At 70.7% G+C, this 15,192-nt stretch carries 17 protein-coding genes; 11 read left to right on the top strand and 6 right to left on the bottom strand.

Going from position 1 to position 15,192, the window contains the following annotated elements; translation table 11 throughout:
* Positions 1-9 precede the first annotated feature (9 nt).
* From ACZ7J0_RS24980 to ACZ7J0_RS24965, 4 genes are all read left to right on the top strand, one after another.
* Complete coding sequence (locus tag ACZ7J0_RS24980) at positions 10-1,272, top strand: cytochrome P450 (RefSeq protein WP_470891120.1); 1,263 nt, start codon at positions 10-12, stop codon at positions 1,270-1,272.
* A 426-nt stretch (positions 1,273-1,698) separates the two neighbouring features.
* Entirely contained in the window at positions 1,699-2,202 is a 504-nt protein-coding gene (locus ACZ7J0_RS24975; protein WP_470890852.1) for a hypothetical protein, read from the top strand.
* A 43-nt stretch (positions 2,203-2,245) separates the two neighbouring features.
* Entirely contained in the window at positions 2,246-2,515 is a 270-nt protein-coding gene (locus ACZ7J0_RS24970) for a hypothetical protein (RefSeq protein ID WP_470890850.1), read from the top strand.
* 139 nt (positions 2,516-2,654) lie between these two features.
* Complete coding sequence (locus ACZ7J0_RS24965; protein ID WP_470890848.1) at positions 2,655-3,557, top strand: endonuclease/exonuclease/phosphatase family protein; 903 nt, start codon at positions 2,655-2,657, stop codon at positions 3,555-3,557.
* 201 nt (positions 3,558-3,758) lie between these two features.
* Here the strand turns inward: ACZ7J0_RS24965 and ACZ7J0_RS24960 are convergent, their stop codons facing one another.
* The 3 genes from ACZ7J0_RS24960 to ACZ7J0_RS24950 all read right to left on the bottom strand — a co-directional run bounded on the left by ACZ7J0_RS24960 (position 3,759) and on the right by ACZ7J0_RS24950 (position 7,192).
* The gene (locus ACZ7J0_RS24960) at positions 3,759-4,379 is read right to left on the bottom strand and encodes an L-threonylcarbamoyladenylate synthase (protein ID WP_468713203.1); all 621 of its coding nucleotides are present in this window, start codon (positions 4,377-4,379) and stop codon (positions 3,759-3,761) included.
* 537 nt (positions 4,380-4,916) lie between these two features.
* On the bottom strand, positions 4,917-5,588 hold the full coding sequence (locus ACZ7J0_RS24955; protein ID WP_470890846.1) for a maltokinase N-terminal cap-like domain-containing protein: 672 nt from the start codon (positions 5,586-5,588) through the stop codon (positions 4,917-4,919).
* A gap of 137 nt (positions 5,589-5,725) precedes the next feature.
* Positions 5,726-7,192: an FAD-binding oxidoreductase gene (locus ACZ7J0_RS24950; protein ID WP_470890844.1), complete on the bottom strand. Its 1,467-nt coding sequence runs from the start codon at positions 7,190-7,192 to the stop codon at positions 5,726-5,728.
* Between the two features lie 779 nt (positions 7,193-7,971).
* Here ACZ7J0_RS24950 and ACZ7J0_RS24945 point away from each other — a divergent pair.
* The 4 genes from ACZ7J0_RS24945 (at position 7,972) to ACZ7J0_RS24930 (ending at position 10,549) form a co-directional block, all read left to right on the top strand.
* Positions 7,972-8,373, top strand: a complete 402-nt coding sequence (locus ACZ7J0_RS24945; RefSeq protein ID WP_470891118.1) for a MerR family transcriptional regulator — start codon at positions 7,972-7,974, stop codon at positions 8,371-8,373.
* 105 nt (positions 8,374-8,478) lie between these two features.
* On the top strand, positions 8,479-9,030 hold the full coding sequence (locus ACZ7J0_RS24940) for a DUF6234 family protein (protein ID WP_470890842.1): 552 nt from the start codon (positions 8,479-8,481) through the stop codon (positions 9,028-9,030).
* Positions 9,031-9,100: 70 nt separating this feature from the next.
* On the top strand, positions 9,101-9,931 hold the full coding sequence (locus tag ACZ7J0_RS24935) for a serine/threonine protein kinase (protein WP_470890840.1): 831 nt from the start codon (positions 9,101-9,103) through the stop codon (positions 9,929-9,931).
* A gap of 300 nt (positions 9,932-10,231) precedes the next feature.
* Positions 10,232-10,549 (top strand): hypothetical protein, encoded by a 318-nt coding sequence (locus ACZ7J0_RS24930; protein ID WP_470890839.1) that lies wholly within the window; start codon positions 10,232-10,234, stop codon positions 10,547-10,549.
* 142 nt (positions 10,550-10,691) lie between these two features.
* Here ACZ7J0_RS24930 and ACZ7J0_RS24925 read toward each other — a convergent pair whose 3' ends face one another.
* Both ACZ7J0_RS24925 and ACZ7J0_RS24920 read right to left on the bottom strand, forming a co-directional pair.
* A complete protein-coding gene (locus tag ACZ7J0_RS24925) occupies positions 10,692-10,961 on the bottom strand; it encodes a hypothetical protein (RefSeq protein WP_470890837.1) in 270 nt (89 codons plus the stop codon).
* 90 nt (positions 10,962-11,051) lie between these two features.
* Complete coding sequence (locus ACZ7J0_RS24920) at positions 11,052-11,996, bottom strand: ArsR/SmtB family transcription factor (protein WP_470890835.1); 945 nt, start codon at positions 11,994-11,996, stop codon at positions 11,052-11,054.
* Between the two features lie 112 nt (positions 11,997-12,108).
* Here ACZ7J0_RS24920 and ACZ7J0_RS24915 point away from each other — a divergent pair, with 112 nt between their 5' ends.
* Both ACZ7J0_RS24915 and ACZ7J0_RS24910 read left to right on the top strand, forming a co-directional pair.
* Complete coding sequence (locus tag ACZ7J0_RS24915) at positions 12,109-13,017, top strand: aldo/keto reductase (protein ID WP_470890833.1); 909 nt, start codon at positions 12,109-12,111, stop codon at positions 13,015-13,017.
* 168 nt (positions 13,018-13,185) lie between these two features.
* On the top strand, positions 13,186-13,545 hold the full coding sequence (locus tag ACZ7J0_RS24910; RefSeq protein WP_470890831.1) for a hypothetical protein: 360 nt from the start codon (positions 13,186-13,188) through the stop codon (positions 13,543-13,545).
* 245 nt (positions 13,546-13,790) lie between these two features.
* Here ACZ7J0_RS24910 and ACZ7J0_RS24905 read toward each other — a convergent pair whose 3' ends face one another.
* The gene (locus tag ACZ7J0_RS24905) at positions 13,791-14,183 is read right to left on the bottom strand and encodes a DUF5997 family protein (protein WP_470890829.1); all 393 of its coding nucleotides are present in this window, start codon (positions 14,181-14,183) and stop codon (positions 13,791-13,793) included.
* A gap of 58 nt (positions 14,184-14,241) precedes the next feature.
* On the opposite strand from ACZ7J0_RS24905, the gene ACZ7J0_RS24900 reads away from it, so the two are divergent.
* Positions 14,242-15,009, top strand: coding sequence for a LysR family substrate-binding domain-containing protein (locus tag ACZ7J0_RS24900; RefSeq protein ID WP_470890827.1), 768 nt, complete (start codon positions 14,242-14,244; stop codon positions 15,007-15,009).
* Positions 15,010-15,192 lie beyond the last annotated feature (183 nt).

Below are 15,192 nucleotides of genomic sequence, written 5' to 3'. Positions count from 1 at the left end.
GTCCCAGAGTTGGACCCCGCCCTTGTGGAGCGGTGGCGCTCCGAGGGAGGAGAGCTGGTCGATTTGTTGAACCAGGCGCGCGAACGGCTCGGTGGCATCGCCGCGTTCAGGCTCGGGCCCCGGCCCACGGTTCTGGTGACGGAGCCTCAAGCCGTCCAGCACGTACTCGCCCAGCACCCGGACCTGTACGTCAAGCGCTCCCACCGAGCGCGGCTACTGATCGGAGACGGCGTCCTCTCCGCCACCGGCGAGGCGTGGAAGCGGCAACGGCGGCTGCTCCAGTCCCAGTTCACCGGTACCGGGATGCGCCGCTACGAGCAGCGGATCATCGAGGCCGCACGGACGACCGCCGGACGCTGGGCCCAGTACGCCCGTACGGGGCAGACCTTCGATGTCGGCGAGGAGATGCGCCGCTTCGCGCTCGACACCATCTGGCGTTCTCTCACAGGGCACCCGCTCGACGCCGAGACGGAGCGCGAACTGGCCGCCGTCGCCACCGTGGTGGCCGCGCTGCCGACGCTGCCCGCCGACGCCGTCGACGCCCAGGAGGCAGTCGCCTCCGACCTTGCCAGGATCGACGCCATCGCCCGACATGCCATCGAGGCCGCCCGCGGCGGCGCCGCGGGCCCCGACGGCCCGGGCCTGCTGCACGTGCTGCTCGACGCCGGCGGCAAGCGTCCGGAGTACACCGACCGCCTGATCCGCGACGAACTGGTCACGCTGCTGGTGGCCGGCCACGAGACCACCGCCACCACCCTCACGTGGCTCTACCTGCTTCTCGACCGCCACCCCGCGGCCCGCGAGGAGGCCCTCACCGCCGGCAGCGAAGGCTCACCGCAGCGCCGGGACGCCATCCAGGCCCTGGTCAGCGAAACACTCCGGCTCTACCCGTCCGCGTGGCTGCTGCCCCGCCACGCCGCGGTGGACGACACCCTCGCCGGCTACGCCATCGAAGCGGGCACCGACGTCCTGATCTGCCCCTACCTCACCCACCGTGTCCCCGAACTGTGGGAGGACCCCGAGCGTTTCGACCCCCGACGCTTCACCGTCCCAGGCGGCCGCCCCACCCAGCCAGGCGCCTATCTGCCCTTCGGCATCGGTCCCCGCGCCTGCCTCGGCCTTCAGTTCGCCCTTCGCGAGGCGACCGCCCTCCTCGAACACCTGCTGCCCGCCCACACCCCGGTGTTCCACTCCCTCCCCACCAGGGCGGTCTACAGCATCACCGTCCGCCCCGACGGCCCCACCCCGGCGACGCTCGGGGGCGGTGCCTGACCGACCGCCCGCCTTCTTCGTCGGACCGCCCGCCTTCTTCGTCGGACCGGCCGGCTCACCATCGGTTGCGGCCTTCCCCGCCTCGCGCTCGCCGACGTGCGGCTGGGCGAGGTCCTCGTGCGCCGCGGCGAGCTCGTACTCATCTGCGTGGAAGGCACCAACTACGCCCCCGGCACTTCGACCGGGCCGATGAACTCGACGTCCACCGCTTCCCGAACCCTCATCTGTTCCGGGCTACATCAAGCGCCTGCCCGTACGGCTGCCGGTGCTGTGGTGAGCCCTTCCGGTGGGTCCGGTGCTTGGTCCGGCCCCGGTCACGCCCTTGCTGTCTCACTCTTGCCCCCTCGCTCATGCCGTGTCACCCATGCTGGTGGTGAGGGCGCGTGCTGGTGGATCACGGTGCGATGGATGGGGCACGGTGAGCCCATGCATCGCACCTCTGCCGCCGTTCTCGTCCTCGTCCTCGTCCTCGCTGTCGGTTCGGCCGGCTGCGTCTCCATCGATCGGACCGGCAGCCGGCCCCGCACCGAAATGAGCCCCGCCGTGGTCGGTTCGGCCTCCCCGCTGACCGAGGCTCCGGCATTGAAGCCCGCACCGGCACGTGAGGAGCTCGGCTTGTCCGGGCCGGTGGACCGGCAGGCGAGCGCGCCCCAGGGGAAGGTGCGGGAGGACCGGCAGGAGCGGGAGCGGGAGCGGCGGGCACAGTATTCCGTGCCGGAGGTTCACACGCCCAGGCGTGCCCCTCGGCGCGCGAGCGCCCAGGATTCCAGGCCGAAGCCCAAGCCGAAGCCGACGCGCAAGCAGAGCCGTAAGGCCGAGAAGCGCCGGAAGCAGTTCGACCCCTCGGTGGTGTGCGACTGGTCGGCGGGCGCGGGACTGGACCCTGCTCTCACGGCGGGCTGTCGGCGGCAGCTCACTCGTCAGCGGTGACTGAGCCGTGTGAAGTGTCAGTGCCGCGTACGACACTGGCTCCATGGCAAAACATCCTCGGGTCGAGTGCCCGGTGTGCCGCGGGGTCTACGCGGGCGTGCCCACGAGCGCGCTCGGCGTCGTCTCCGTGCACGATCACAAGCGGACCCCGCGCGCTCTGGTGCTCTGCGAAGGGAGCATGGCCAGGGTGCCGGCGGTCGATGCCACCGCCTATCAGGACGAGCTGCCGAACGTACGCGGCTCCGGCTTCGGCTCCGACCCCTCCGAGGCCGGGGTGATCGCGCTGTTCGACGTGAGAGGCGATGCGAAGTGAAGCATGGGCAAGACCAATGAAGCAGGCAGACGGTGCTGCGGTGCCGACGGTACGGAGCGGGACACCTCGCTGGATCCCGCTGGGCCAGGGGGCGCCGACCAGGGAACGGCTGCGGTTTCCGGGCGGAGGGCGGGGACGCGTGCCGGCCGTGCTCGCCGTGCTCCTCGCGTGCCTGCTGACCTTTCATGCCGTGGTGCCCAACACGATCGGCCGCCCCGGCAGTCTTCTGGAGACGTTCCTTCCGTGGCTCGGGCTGCTCATCCCCGTACTGCTGGGCGTGGCGCTGCTCCGCCGCTCGGCCGTCGCGTTGTTCGCGCTGCTGCTTCCCGTCGCGGCCTGGCTGAGCCTGTTCGGCGGCCTGATGCTCCCCGGTCAGGGTCAGGAGCATGACGTCGTCGTGGTTCAGCACAACGTCAGCGACGAGAACCCGGATCCGACAGGCACGGCGAGGACCCTGGCGAGGACCGGTGCCGACCTCATCGCGCTGGAAGAGCTGACGCCCTCAGCCCTCCCGGCGTTCGCGGCGGCCCTCGCAGGGGACTATCCGCACCATGTGACGGTAGGCACCGTCGGACTCTGGTCGACGTATCCGCTGACAGCCGTACGCCCGGTGGATGTCAGGCCGACGGGGGTCGGCAAGGACTGGAATCGCGCGCTGCGGGCAACGGCCCGTACGCCTCAGGGAGATGTCGCCGTCTACGTGGCTCATCTGCCGTCGGTGCGGCTCGGCCTGTCGCGCGGCTTCAATTCCGTCCGTCGGGACGAGAGCGCCGCGCTGCTCGGCGCGGCGATCGCGGCGGAGCGAGTGGACAGGGTGATTCTGCTCGGTGATCTCAACAGCACGGTCGACGACCGTGCGCTGGGTCCGGTCAGCTCGCAGATGACCGTTCCGGGTCCAGGATTCGGATTCAGCTGGCCCGCGGCGCTGCCCGTCGCACGGATCGACCAGATCATGACGCGGTCGGCGACCGTCACCCATCTGTGGTCGCTGTCGGCAACGGGGAGCGACCACTTGCCCATCGCGGCTCACATCACCTTCTAGCTCAGCCTGGCGGCCGTACCCGCACCGCGCTCGCGGCCGGTCGCCGGCCGACCCATGGCACACGGCTGCGATCCCAAAGTCGGGCCGGCGTCCTCGGCCCCCCGAAGCGGGTGATGCGCCGGGGGCGGATCGTGCTCTGGGGCCCCGGGGGGCGCTGGGACGTGTCCGGCTGCCCGTATCAGCCACCGGCCCGCGACCTCGTCATTCGAAGCGCGACGAGTCGCCCGCTCCCCTGCGTACGATCTCCGCCTCACCGCTGGAGAAGTCGATGACCGTGGTCGGCTCGGTGCCGCAGTCGCCCGAGTCGAGGACGGCGTCGACCGTGTGGTCGAGCCGCTCCTTGATCTCCCAGCCCTGTGTCAGCGGCTCCTCCTCGTCGGGCAGGAGCAGCGTGCTGGAGAGGAGGGGCTCACCGAGGGCGGCGAGGAGGGCCTGAGCGACGCCGTGGTCGGGGATCCTGACGCCGACCGTCTTCTTCTTCGGGTGCAGCAGCTGGCGCGGCACCTCCTTGGTCGCGGGGAGGATGAAGGTGTAACTGCCGGGCGTGGCGGCCTTGATCGCGCGGAAGACGTCGTTGTCGATGTGGACGAACTGCCCCAGCTGCGCGAAGTTCTGGCACACCAGGGTGAAGTGGTGACGGTCGTCGAGGTTCCGGATCGAGCGGATGCGGTTGAGTCCGTCACGGTTGCCCAGCTGACAGCCCAGGGCGTAGCAGGAGTCGGTGGGGTAGGCGACGAGCGCGCCGGAGCGGATGCTGTCAGCGACGGTGGTGATGGTGCGCTGCTGAGGATTCTCGGGGTGCACGTCGAAGTACTTAGCCATCCGCCGAGACTACGGGACGGGACGCGCCCGCCCAGGGGACCGGGACGGCGTCGCCCTCCAGCTGCGCCACTGCCGTGGCCGCCATGGCCGATCCGAGGGGACCGTCGTGGCTCAATTCCCGCCGAGCACTCGGTCCGGTCCCGGCGGCGACGGTGGACGCCGGGAGCCGGCCGAGGGCGACCTGGGCGGGGCCGTCCACTGCATGGCGCCGGAAGACGTACGACGAAGCCGTACGGGTCCCGGCCGCGCCAGGGCAGCCGTGACGGGTCAGGGAGCAACCAGGGTGTCGGCGACCGTACGGGCGACGATCTCGCGTGGCCGGTGGTCGGTGGCACGACGCCTTGGAGGTCGCAACCACCGTCGGGCTGAGGCGAGTTGATCCCTCCCGGCCAAGATCGCTTTGACAGTCGTCACGGAAACTGGCGGTGTCGTGGCGCTCGTGGTCGCCCACCGGCGTCAGCACCTCAGTGAGGCAGCCGAATCGTGTGAATGAAGCCATGCGTCCGCGCCACCCGGGTGGTCACATCAACGGGTCATTCACCGGCTCAGCGGAGTGCCGGTTCGCAAGACGGCGAACATCCCCCGGGCGGGGGTACCGTCCGGCGTGCGCCAAGAGCCGGTGACGTGGCCGATCGCTCCTTGCGGAGGGAGAAGCGGTCCCTCCGGGGCGGCCCGCAGGACCCTGTGCAAGCGGAGGGTCCTGCCGTCCGGCGCAGTCGACTCGGTTCCTTCCTGATCATCGGTAGCAACGGCGGCGAAGTCCGCGGACAGGGGGCCTTCGCCGGTGTAGGAGCCGATGACGTCCCTGTCGATGGCGTCGCTGATGTTCTGGTCCTGGGCATGGACCCGGCCCTCGATCAGGGCCAGCAACTGTTCGACCAGCACGGGGTCGTGGCAGCCGTCGTAGGCCCAGCGCCGCCCCAGCACACCGTGCTCCATGGTGCCGACGAGAGCGTGCTCCGCCCCCTCGAGCGGGGCACCGCGATAGGTGAGGGGCAGCAGGTAGGTGCTCAGGTGAGGACCGGAGGCGTCGGTGACCACTATGAACTCGATCCCGACCTCGCCTTGAGGATCGTCCAGCCGGAAGCCGCCGGCCTTTGCCAAGTCCGGTGCGCCCGCGCCACCGTCGTACCACGGCCGGGAGGGCAGCCAGGAGCTGAGAAGTTCCAGCTTGGTCGGCTTGAGGGCGGTGTGGTGGATGACGGCCATGCCGGAACAACTCTTTTCTTGAGTGGAGGCGAACCGTCACACCTTCGCATCTGGACAGCGGTTTTCCAGTCACAAGATCCAGAAGGCACGACTCGGGCCCGACACCGACGAGCACACCCCCGGCCTCACTCGAACGGTCAAGCGGTCCCGGCGCCAGGACGCACGTGGTCCGACGGCGGCGTCGGTGGGATGTTCTGGTTGAAGTGGAAGACGTTGCCCGGGTCGTATTGGCGCTTCAACGCGCGCAGCCGCTCCAGCTTCTCCGGCCCGTAGGCCTGGCGGATCCGCTGTTCGCCCTCGTCCATCAGGAAGTTGACGTACACGCCCGCGTGATACGGCTCCAGGTCCGTCCAGAACTCCCGGACCCAACGGCGCTCCTCGTCGAAGCCGTCGGCTGTCAGACAGGTCCCGTTGATGTTGATGGTGTGCCCGACGCCGCGCCCGCTGAAGGCGGTCTCGTCCTCGCCGACCCGGGCGGCGGCCCCGCCCAGGTGGAAGATCGGGAACGCGTTGTAGGGCGACGCCATCCGCAAGGCGTGATCCGCGGTGATGTCGATGACCTCGTCGCTGAGGCGCTCCACGTCACAGCTGCGGAAGTAGTACCACCGGCCGTGCGGGAAGGACGGGTCGAACATCGCCTGATGTGCCGCGAAGGGCTTGGGCACGCACAGGTCGAGGAGCGGTCGGCCGAACGACCTCATCGGCCGCATGACCTCCTCCCCCGCCGCCACGTCCCCGGCGTAGCAGCCGGCCACGATGACGACCGGCCTGCCGTGCAGTGCCTCCGGTATGACCGGGAGCGGCGGGGCCTTGCGGTGGATCACGATCGTCATGAGCTCGTCGGGGACCTGGGTGATCCAGTCGCGGTAGAAGCGCAGCACGTCGGGCGAGTCCTCCATCGGCCACAGGATCGGCCCGGCGAGGACGACGGGACCGACGGGGTTCAGCCGGAAGGTGAACTCCGTGACGATGCCGAAGTTGCTGCCCGCCCCGCGCACTCCCCAGAAGAGCTCCGGATTGTGCTTCTCGTCGGCCGTGAGGAACTCCCCGTCCGCGGTGACCATGTCCACCGACAGCAGCTGGTCGATGGTGAGCCCGTACTTGCGGGTCAGCCAGCCGATACCGCCGCCGAGGGTGAGTCCGGCCAGCCCGGTGTGGGTCACGATCCCGGCGGGCACGGCCGTGCCGAAGTGCTGGGTCTCGTGGTCCAGCTCGCCGAGGAGAACGCCCGCCTGGGCCCTGACCGTACGGGCCTCGGGGTCGGCCCGTATGCCCCTCATCGCCGACAGGTCGATGACGACCCCGCCGTCGCAGACCGACTGCCCGGGGAAGCTGTGCCCGCCGCTGCGCACGGCGACCGGCAGGCCGGCACTCGTCGCACACCGGAGTGCCGCCGCGATGTCCGCGACGCCGGTGCAGCGCGCGATGAGGGCGGGGTAGCGGTCGATCGAGCCGTTCCAGATCCGCCGGTGATCGTCGTACGTGGGATCGCCGGGCCGCACCAGCTCGCCCCGGAAGGAAAGCGCCAGCTCACGGACTGCCGAATCCTCCAGTCCGGCTGCCGCCGCGGAGGCGGATGTGGAGGCGTATACGGAGGCATTCATGGGCTGCTCCTCGCCGCGCGCGGGCCCTGTTCACAGTCTTCCACCGCCTGGATGGACCGGCCAGCGTTCCGGGCGCCCCACGGCCTGTGGCCTGCGTCGTTCTGTGTCCTCGCGGTGGCTGCGGCGGCCGGGAGCGCGTTCCCGGCGTGCGCCGCAGTGCCCGATTCGCGGCCGACCCGCAGGGCGGCTGCAGACGCTCCTCGTCCTCGCGTCCGCCGTGGTTTCCTCCAAGGAGCCCGACCGGCCGGTGGCTCTCCCACGGTGAGAGGGGCAGACCCGACGAGCCTGTTTCCCCCTGGTGAGAGAGGCAGACTCGACGAGCCTGTTCTCCCTGGTGAGAGGGGCAGACCCGTGAGCCTGTTCTCCTGGCGGGACGTGGCGGAAACCGCCCGGGATGACCAGCAGTCCTGCGGCCGCCGAGCCGGCCGCCGAGCCTGCTCACGACGGTTCGGTCCCTCGGCAACACCGCCGCCTCAGCCGTCGCCGGCATCCTGCGGGCCGCCCTCTCTCCCCCCTGGACCTTCGCCTACCTCATGGGCTGGAGGCTGCTGACGTTCACCGGCCTGACGCCCGCGTACGCGGCGGACGGCTCGCACCCGGCGCCACGTCGGCCTGATCCTTCGCTCAGCGCCTCAACTGGCCTGTTCCTCATGCCGGTACGGTGGATGCTGGTCGCCCCTGACCACGGGTCATGCGCTCCCGGCTTCCGGCGGCGGACAGCAAGCGGCGGACGGCGTCCGGGAGGGCGGCGGATGGCAGAGACAAGGCGAGGTGGCGGGATGCGGATCGGTGAACTGGCCCAGCGCACAGGGGTGAGCGAGCGTTCACTGCGCTATTACGAGATGCAGGGACTGCTCGCGTCCGACCGGACGCCCGGTGGCCACCGTGACTACGGCGACTGGGCGGTCGACCGGGTCATCCGCATCCAGGCCCTCTACGCGGCAGGACTGCACAGCAAGAAGATCGCGCAGTTGCTCCCCTGCATGCGGGACGTGGACGGCGGCCCGTCCGCGATCGCCACCCAGCGGCTGGTCGACGATCTCACCACGGAGCGGGACCGCATCGATCGCATGATCAATGACCTGCTCCGCTCCAGGGACGTCCTGGACGAGGTGATCGACGCGGCATCGACCGCGCGCGACGAGGCCGCGGCCGCCCGTATCGTCTCGGTTCGCGTGTGACCGTGGAGTGGGGACGTCCGGGGACAGGACGCTGGTCGGCGGCTGCTTGATCTCGATTCGGCCAACAGTGGGGCGCAGCCCGGACTTCCGTACGAGCGTACGACCGTGATCCCCCCTCCCGGTTCCGGCTCACCGCCACCGGCGGAGAACCAGCGATCCCTTCCGCCGTCGGACACCCGAGGCAACGCACTCGCCGGTGGCTGCCTCGGCATCCTGCTCGTCGTCCTCGAGATCCCAGCTGCCTTGTTGCTCGCTGTGCAGCTGGGGTTGCGCGGGATGGCCAGGGTGAACGAGCACTCCAATTCCAAGGGGGGTACCGGGCCACCGCCGATGGACTGGGTACCGGTCTTCTGGCTGGGCGGGTTCACACTGGCCCTTGTCGTGCTCGCCGTGGTTCTCCTGCGTTCGCAGCATCCGTTCGCGGGATCGGTCCAGTTGCTGTTCGCGGCGATCGCGCTGTTCGTCACGGTTGCCGCCTGGCACGACGCGCACACACTCGCCCATCCGCGCCCGCTCCCGCCGTGCCCGACCCGCGCCGGTGTGCCGTGCGCGCCCGACACCCGCCCGCCACCCCCGTCCTCGTACGACCGGGGCCGCACCGGGCACCAGTGCCGCAGCGGCGGAGACAGCGACGAATGCGCGGACAGCGGACGCTGAGCGCCCCCGTCTGCCCCCTGTCGGCCGCGCAGGCCCTACTCCCCCCCACGGACAGTGGCACGATGCCTCCATGGACTCCCACCCCCTGCTGGACATCGATGCGATCACCGACGTAGAGCCGTATCTCCGCACTGTCGGAGAGGTTTTCAAGGCGTTTCGTGAACAGGACTCGGGGTGCGTGTCGTACGGTGTCCGGCTCCCGGACGGTGAGCGGTGGTTCGTCAAGGAGGCCGTGACCGAGGGCGCCCGACGGTCTCTGGATCGTGGGTGGGCCTTCCACCAGGCTGTGAGACATCCCGTTGTCGTCCCGCAGGTCCACCGGATCTCCGTGCGCGACAGGTGGGCCGTGGTCATGCCGTGGCACGAGGGGGACGTGCTGTATCACCCAACGGTCCGTGGTCCGGGAGACCGCGCCGGTACGGGTAGCGCGATGGCACGGTTCCGGCGGCTGCCGCTCGCGCGAGTGCTGCGTGCCTTCGATCTGATCCTGAGCGCGCATCTCGCCGTGGAGGATGCGGGCCATGTCGCTGTCGACTTCTATGACGGCGCGCTGCTCTACGACTTCGCCCGACACCAGCTGCGCCTGGTGGACCTCGATGAGTACCGGCCGGGGCCCTTCACCCTGAACGACGAGCGGCTGCCGGGGTCACGGCGGTTCATGGCGCCCGAGGAGTTCCGACGTGGGGCGGTCATCGACACGCGCACCACCGTGTTCACCCTCGGCCGCGCGGCACGGCTACTGCTGGACGCCGGGGACCAGGAGTGCGCCTGGAGAGGCAACACGGCTCAGCTCGGAGTACTGGAGCGGGCCACCCGTACCGCTCCCGGGCAACGGTTCACCACCGTCCGCGAGTTCGCCTCGGCGTGGGAGGCCGCCGCCGGCTCCACGCCTGAGCACTAGGCCGAGCGGGTCAGTGTCGGGCTTACTGCCGGGCGTCGGTTCCGGGCCTCAGTGCCGGTGTACGCAACTGATGAGGCGCGAACGGGCGTCGCTCTCCGTCAGCCCCAGCGCGATCCCGATCGCCTCCCAGGGACACCTCGTCGACCTGCCCGTTGCAGGCGGCGTCGCGGCCGAGTCGACGCCCGTCCGCCGGTCCGCGGACGGGTTCCAGCCTGCCCCCGCTTCCCCGTGGACTGGTCGCCGTCACCCCACCTCCGCCGGTGAGCGTGTCCCCAGGCGTACAGAATCGTTTGGGCAAGCATGGCCACGACGCATCGCACTTCCCCGCGCCCGGCCCGGCACCGGGCGCCGGACGGCGCTGTCGCCGGGCGGGTCCCACGTCAGACGAACAGCGCCGGCAGCAAGCCCGGCGGTGCGCCGCTCTTCGAGAAGCTCGCCCAGGAGTGGGCGGCTCGTGGCGCCACCGTGCCCGGGGCGCCGGACCCTCTCTGGCAGCGGCTGATTTCGTACGAGCACCTTCAGCGCGAGACGGCGGCCACCCTCCGCACGCTCCATCTTCGCGGCACGGAGGCCGGACCCCCACCGACCGAGATCGCCCTGCGTCGACGACCGGCGTGAAGGGCCGACTCCCCCTGTCCGGGGAGGGTTCGGCGTCCCCATCACCGGCGTCGCTCGCCGGCTCCCCTCCTGCTTCAGCAGCCGGCCGGCGTAACGCGCCCCGGCCCTCCGCACAGGTGCCACGCCCACGACGCCGGGTGACCTACGGCATGTCCCCGCCCCAGTCCCACCTCTCGGGGTTCGTCGGGCGCGGCTCGTACAGGGCCCGACCGCCGGGTCCGAACCGGCCTATCTCGGTAGTCAGAGCCGCGCCCTCGCCCAACTGCTCCGGCGTCCAGCCGGTGACGTCCAGGAGCAGGCCGTCGAGCGGGCCGCCCACGAGTTCGCGGTAAGTGTGTCCGGGCTGCGGTCCCGGGTCGGGATCGTCGTGGTCGGCCCCGTAAACCCGGCCACGCATGATCTGCTCATCCATGCCCGCAAGCATCCCAGCCACCACTGACAACGCCCGCGGGCTTGTCCCGGCGCCGGCCACACCCCCACTGGGCCTCCGAAGGGAGGGCTCCTACGAGGAGGCCGCGAGGAGGGTTTCGGCGGCGGTGGTCCGGGCGTAGAGCACGGAGCGGCCGGCTCGGTGAGCACTGACCAGACCCGCGGAGCGCAACGCCGTGAGGCACTGCGAGACGCCGGCCGCCGAGAGCCCCGTACGGCGGGCCAGGTCCGTGGTGGAGGCCGGGGACGCGAGTTCGGTCAGCACCAGGGTCCGCGAGCGGCCGAGTACGGCGGCGAGGGCGGCGGTCCCCGCGGTGGGGCGGGATTCCCACAGGCAGCCCACACCGCGCGCGGGATAGGCGAGCTGGGGCGGGTCCGGCGCCGTCACCCGGGTGTGCACGCGCGAGTCGGCGAACGCCGAGGGCACCAGAAGCAGCCCCGCTCCCGCTGTCGTCCGGGACAGGGTTCGCCGGCGGCGGACCAGCCGCAGGGCGTTGTCGCCCCAGCTCACGGAGGAGTGCAGGTCGTTGAACAGGTGGCCTGCGCCGCGCTCGGCGACCTGCCGGGCACGGAAGAAGACGTCGGCGTCGAGTACTGCCCGGATCTTCGCCCAGTACGGGGCGAGCGCCAGCTCCCAGTACGCCCCGATCTCTTCGGTGACCTTGACGAGACGGGCCTCCGGGTCGGCATACAGGGCGCGCGACCGGGGCCCCACGGACCCCTGGTGATGCTTCAGGTGGTCGAGATCCTGGCGCACTCGGTCGACGGGAGCCGCGAGGATGGCGGCCCGCTCCTCCGCCGGCGTGGGAGCGGGTACGGCGGGCGCGGGGTTGAGGAAGTCGGGGAGATAGCCGGAGGGCGGGATCAGTTCGGCGAGCCAGCCCCTGTCCAGGCCGGCGGCTGCCAGCCGTGGTCGCACTTGCTCGACCCAGGGCTGGTGCACGGGATGGGGAGTGCCCGCGCTCAACAGCCGGAAGCTGGTCACGACCTCCCACATGGGCGAGACGGCGAACCTCATCTGTGCCAGATCGCTCGCGGAAAACGTCAGTTCCGCCCGAATGACTTCCCCCGGAATTCATACATGCCTTAATCAATGGCGGTCAGTCTAGGCCGCCGAGACGATTCCCCGCATGACCTCAGAAACGATCACCGCAGCGGCCTCAGGAACCTGGAAGCTCGGCGACCTGTCCGTCAACCGGATCGGGTTCGGCGCGATGCGCCTGACGCAGAAGGGCGAGGCGTTCGCGCCCGACGCCGTTCCGAGCGATCGGGGCCGCGCGATCCGTGTGCTGCGCAGAGCGGTTGAGCTCGGTGTGAACCACATGGACACCGCCGCGTTCTACTTCTCGTCGCTGCGCTCCGCCAACGAACTGATCAACCAGGCGCTGTCCCCCTATCCGGACGACCTCGTCATCACCACCAAGGTCGGGCCGGGCAGGGGCCCTTCGGGCGAGTGGCTGTCCCATGCCACCCCGGAGCAGCTGCGCGGCCAGGTCGAGGAGAATCTCCGCCAGCTCGGGCGCGACCATCTCGACGTGGTGAACCTCCGCATCGTCGGTACCGATTCGATCGCCGACCGCTTCGGCGCCCTGTCCGATCTGCGTGACGCCGGGCTCATTCGCCACCTGGGAATCTCCAACGTCCGCCCCGAACATCTCGCCGAGGCCCAGGCCATCGCGCCCGTGGTGTGCGTGCAGAACAAGTACGGCATCGGCGCGGGTCCCGAGGCCGATGACTTCCTGCGTACCTGCGGCGAGCAGGGGGTCGCGTTCGTGCCCTTCTACGCGATCGCCGGCGCCGGGCGCGAGGCGGGTGCGAGCGGCGCCGAGAGCGACGAGATCCTCGCCGTCGCGCGCGCCCATGGGGCGAGCGCCGCACAGATCCGGCTGGCGTGGACCTTGCATCGCGGACCTCACGTACTCGCCATCCCCGGTACAGGCAATCCGGATCATCTGGCCGCCAACGTGGCCGCCGGCGCGCTGCGCCTCTCCGAGGAGGAACTGGGTCTACTGGACTCCGTCCACCACGACGGCGCCTGAACGTCCACGTTCGCCCGGTGGGACAGGTGGGCGGGCGTGCACGTCCCTCGGTGCCGGACGATTACGGTTGTCCATAGCGCTGCTGAAGCGATATCAGCAGCGCTCATCAACACGTAGATCACCGGATGTGCCGGGACCGAGGGTCGCACGGCAGGAGAGGGAGACCCCATGGACGCCCAGCAGCGCTTCGAGCGGATCACCGCGTTCATCGAGGACCGGCTGCGCCCGCTCTTCGACCCCGAGACGGGGAGCGATCACGGTTTCGGGATGGACGACACCTCGCGCGCTCTGCGCGCACTGCTCAACACGGTGAGGGCCGCGGCGGCGGTCAAGGGGATCACCGCGCAGCGCGAGACGGCCGACGAGGCCATGCGCAACATCATCGATCAGGCGCTGGAGCAGAACTGGGACGTGCTCCGCGGCATCGCCCGGAACTGGGAGGACCACCCGGACTTCATCCGCGAGTTCAAGCGGCACGCATGGGAACTCGACGAGGCCGACGCCGCCCCGGCCACCGCCAAGGGCTGACCGGCGCCGCGTCCCCCAGCGGCCTCGCTTCCGGGAGTGCGGGAGGCCGCGGAGGCCGCCCGCGTCGGCCGCGAGTTGCGACGTGCTGCTCGCCCTCTTCCCGCGGGAGGCGGGTGAGCAGCGCCTGAACGTCTCCGGCCACCGGGGCTCGGGGCAGCGCCCGCGAGCTTCGACGTGCTGCTCGCCCTCTTCCCGCGGGAGATGGGTGAGCAGCGCCTGAACGTCTCCGGCCACCGGGGCTCGGGTCAGCGCCCTTGGGCGTCCCGCTCCGCCTTCTTCTCCTTGATGCGAACGGCTTCCTTACGGACCTCGGCCTGGGTGGCGCGTTCCTTCTGCAACCACTCGGGAGATTCGCTCTTCAACTCTTCGATCTGCTCCGTGGTGAGCGGCTCGGTCACGCCGCCGCGCGCGAGTCCCGCGATGGAGATGCCCAGCTTCGCCGCGACCACCGGCCGGGGGTGGGGGCCGTTGCGTCGCAGTTCCAGCAGCCACTCGGGGGGATCGGCCTGGAGCGCACTCAGCTCGGTGCGCGAGACGACACCCTCCTGGAACTCGGCGGGGGTGGCCTCGAGGTACACACCCAGCTTCTTCGCCGCGGTCGCGGGCTTCATCGTCTGGGTGGTCTTGTGCGACGTCATGGTGTCAAGAGTATCGAGCGTGTGCGCTACCTCTGACCACGGCCGGTAACCTGGGCGGGTGACAGGCTCGGAAGTACCCTCTTCGTTCCGGCTCGCCTATGTCCCAGGCGTGACGCCCACCAAATGGGTGCGGATCTGGAACGAGCGGCTGCCCGACGTTCCGCTGACCCTCGTCGCCGTTCCCGCCGCCGAAGCACCGGAGCTGCTGCGCGGCGGCGGCGCCGACGCCGGTTTCGTACGGCTGCCGATCGACCGGACGGACCTCAGCGCGATCCCGCTCTACACCGAGACGACGGTCGTCGTGATCCCGAAGGACCATCTCGTGGCCGCGGTCGACGAGGTGTCCGCCGAGGATCTGTCCGACGACATCGTCCTGCACCCTCTCGACGACACCCTCGACTGGGAGCAGCTGCCGGGCAGGCCCGCGATCGAGCGCCCGGCCACGACGGCGGACGCCATCGAGCTGGTGGCGGCAGGCGTGGGCGTACTGATCGTCCCGCAGTCCCTCGCCCGCCTGCACCACCGCAAGGACCTCACCTACCGGCCGGTGTCGGGCGCTCCCGAGTCGCGCGTCGCGCTCTCGTGGCCGGAGGACGAGACCACCGACCTGGTGGAGGAATTCATCGGGATCGTCCGCGGCCGGACGGTCAACAGCTCCCGCGGCCGCCGCCCGGCGACCACCCCGGCGGAGCCGAAACCGAAGCGCGCCTCGGCAGCCGGCGCGGGCCGAAAGCCGGCACCCGGCAGGTCGACGGGCAAGAACCCCCGGGGCGGCTCCGGCGGTTCCAAGGGCACGAAGCGCGGCAAACCGCGCCGGCGGTCGTAGCACGCCGGCGCGGAGCACGGTCAGCCGTGCCGACGGCGCGTCTGGCCGCATAGCCGGTCACCAGGGCGGCGCTGGTGGTGAGGCCGAGGCGAGCGAACCGCGCGAAGGATTTCCCACGCCCGTCGCCGGGTCCCGCTCGTCGTCCGAGAGCCTGCGCCACCCCGCCTCCGTGCCCGACGACAC

The sequence above is a fragment of the Streptomyces sp. NPDC038280 genome, from assembly GCF_055600045.1.
Note: the sequence above shows the minus strand (reverse complement) of the source record. Positions and strands in the feature narration are given on the sequence as shown.

Excerpts from the sequence above, each read along its gene's own strand:
- ACZ7J0_RS24915 (WP_470890833.1), top strand. The coding sequence starts at position 12,109 with ATGACCTCAGAAACGATCACCGCAGCGGCCTCAGGAACCTGGAAGCTC.
- ACZ7J0_RS24910 (WP_470890831.1), top strand. The coding sequence starts at position 13,186 with ATGGACGCCCAGCAGCGCTTCGAGCGGATCACCGCGTTCATCGAGGAC.
- ACZ7J0_RS24960 (WP_468713203.1), bottom strand. The coding sequence starts at position 4,379 with ATGGCTAAGTACTTCGACGTGCACCCCGAGAATCCTCAGCAGCGCACC.
- ACZ7J0_RS24945 (WP_470891118.1), top strand. The coding sequence starts at position 7,972 with ATGCGGATCGGTGAACTGGCCCAGCGCACAGGGGTGAGCGAGCGTTCA.
- ACZ7J0_RS24955 (WP_470890846.1), bottom strand. The coding sequence starts at position 5,588 with ATGGCCGTCATCCACCACACCGCCCTCAAGCCGACCAAGCTGGAACTT.
- ACZ7J0_RS24935 (WP_470890840.1), top strand. The coding sequence starts at position 9,101 with ATGGACTCCCACCCCCTGCTGGACATCGATGCGATCACCGACGTAGAG.
- ACZ7J0_RS24975 (WP_470890852.1), top strand. The coding sequence starts at position 1,699 with ATGCATCGCACCTCTGCCGCCGTTCTCGTCCTCGTCCTCGTCCTCGCT.
- ACZ7J0_RS24905 (WP_470890829.1), bottom strand. The coding sequence starts at position 14,183 with ATGACGTCGCACAAGACCACCCAGACGATGAAGCCCGCGACCGCGGCG.
- ACZ7J0_RS24950 (WP_470890844.1), bottom strand. The coding sequence starts at position 7,192 with ATGAATGCCTCCGTATACGCCTCCACATCCGCCTCCGCGGCGGCAGCC.
- ACZ7J0_RS24925 (WP_470890837.1), bottom strand. The coding sequence starts at position 10,961 with ATGGATGAGCAGATCATGCGTGGCCGGGTTTACGGGGCCGACCACGAC.
- ACZ7J0_RS24970 (WP_470890850.1), top strand. The coding sequence starts at position 2,246 with ATGGCAAAACATCCTCGGGTCGAGTGCCCGGTGTGCCGCGGGGTCTAC.
- ACZ7J0_RS24930 (WP_470890839.1), top strand. The coding sequence starts at position 10,232 with ATGGCCACGACGCATCGCACTTCCCCGCGCCCGGCCCGGCACCGGGCG.
- ACZ7J0_RS24920 (WP_470890835.1), bottom strand. The coding sequence starts at position 11,996 with ATGAGGTTCGCCGTCTCGCCCATGTGGGAGGTCGTGACCAGCTTCCGG.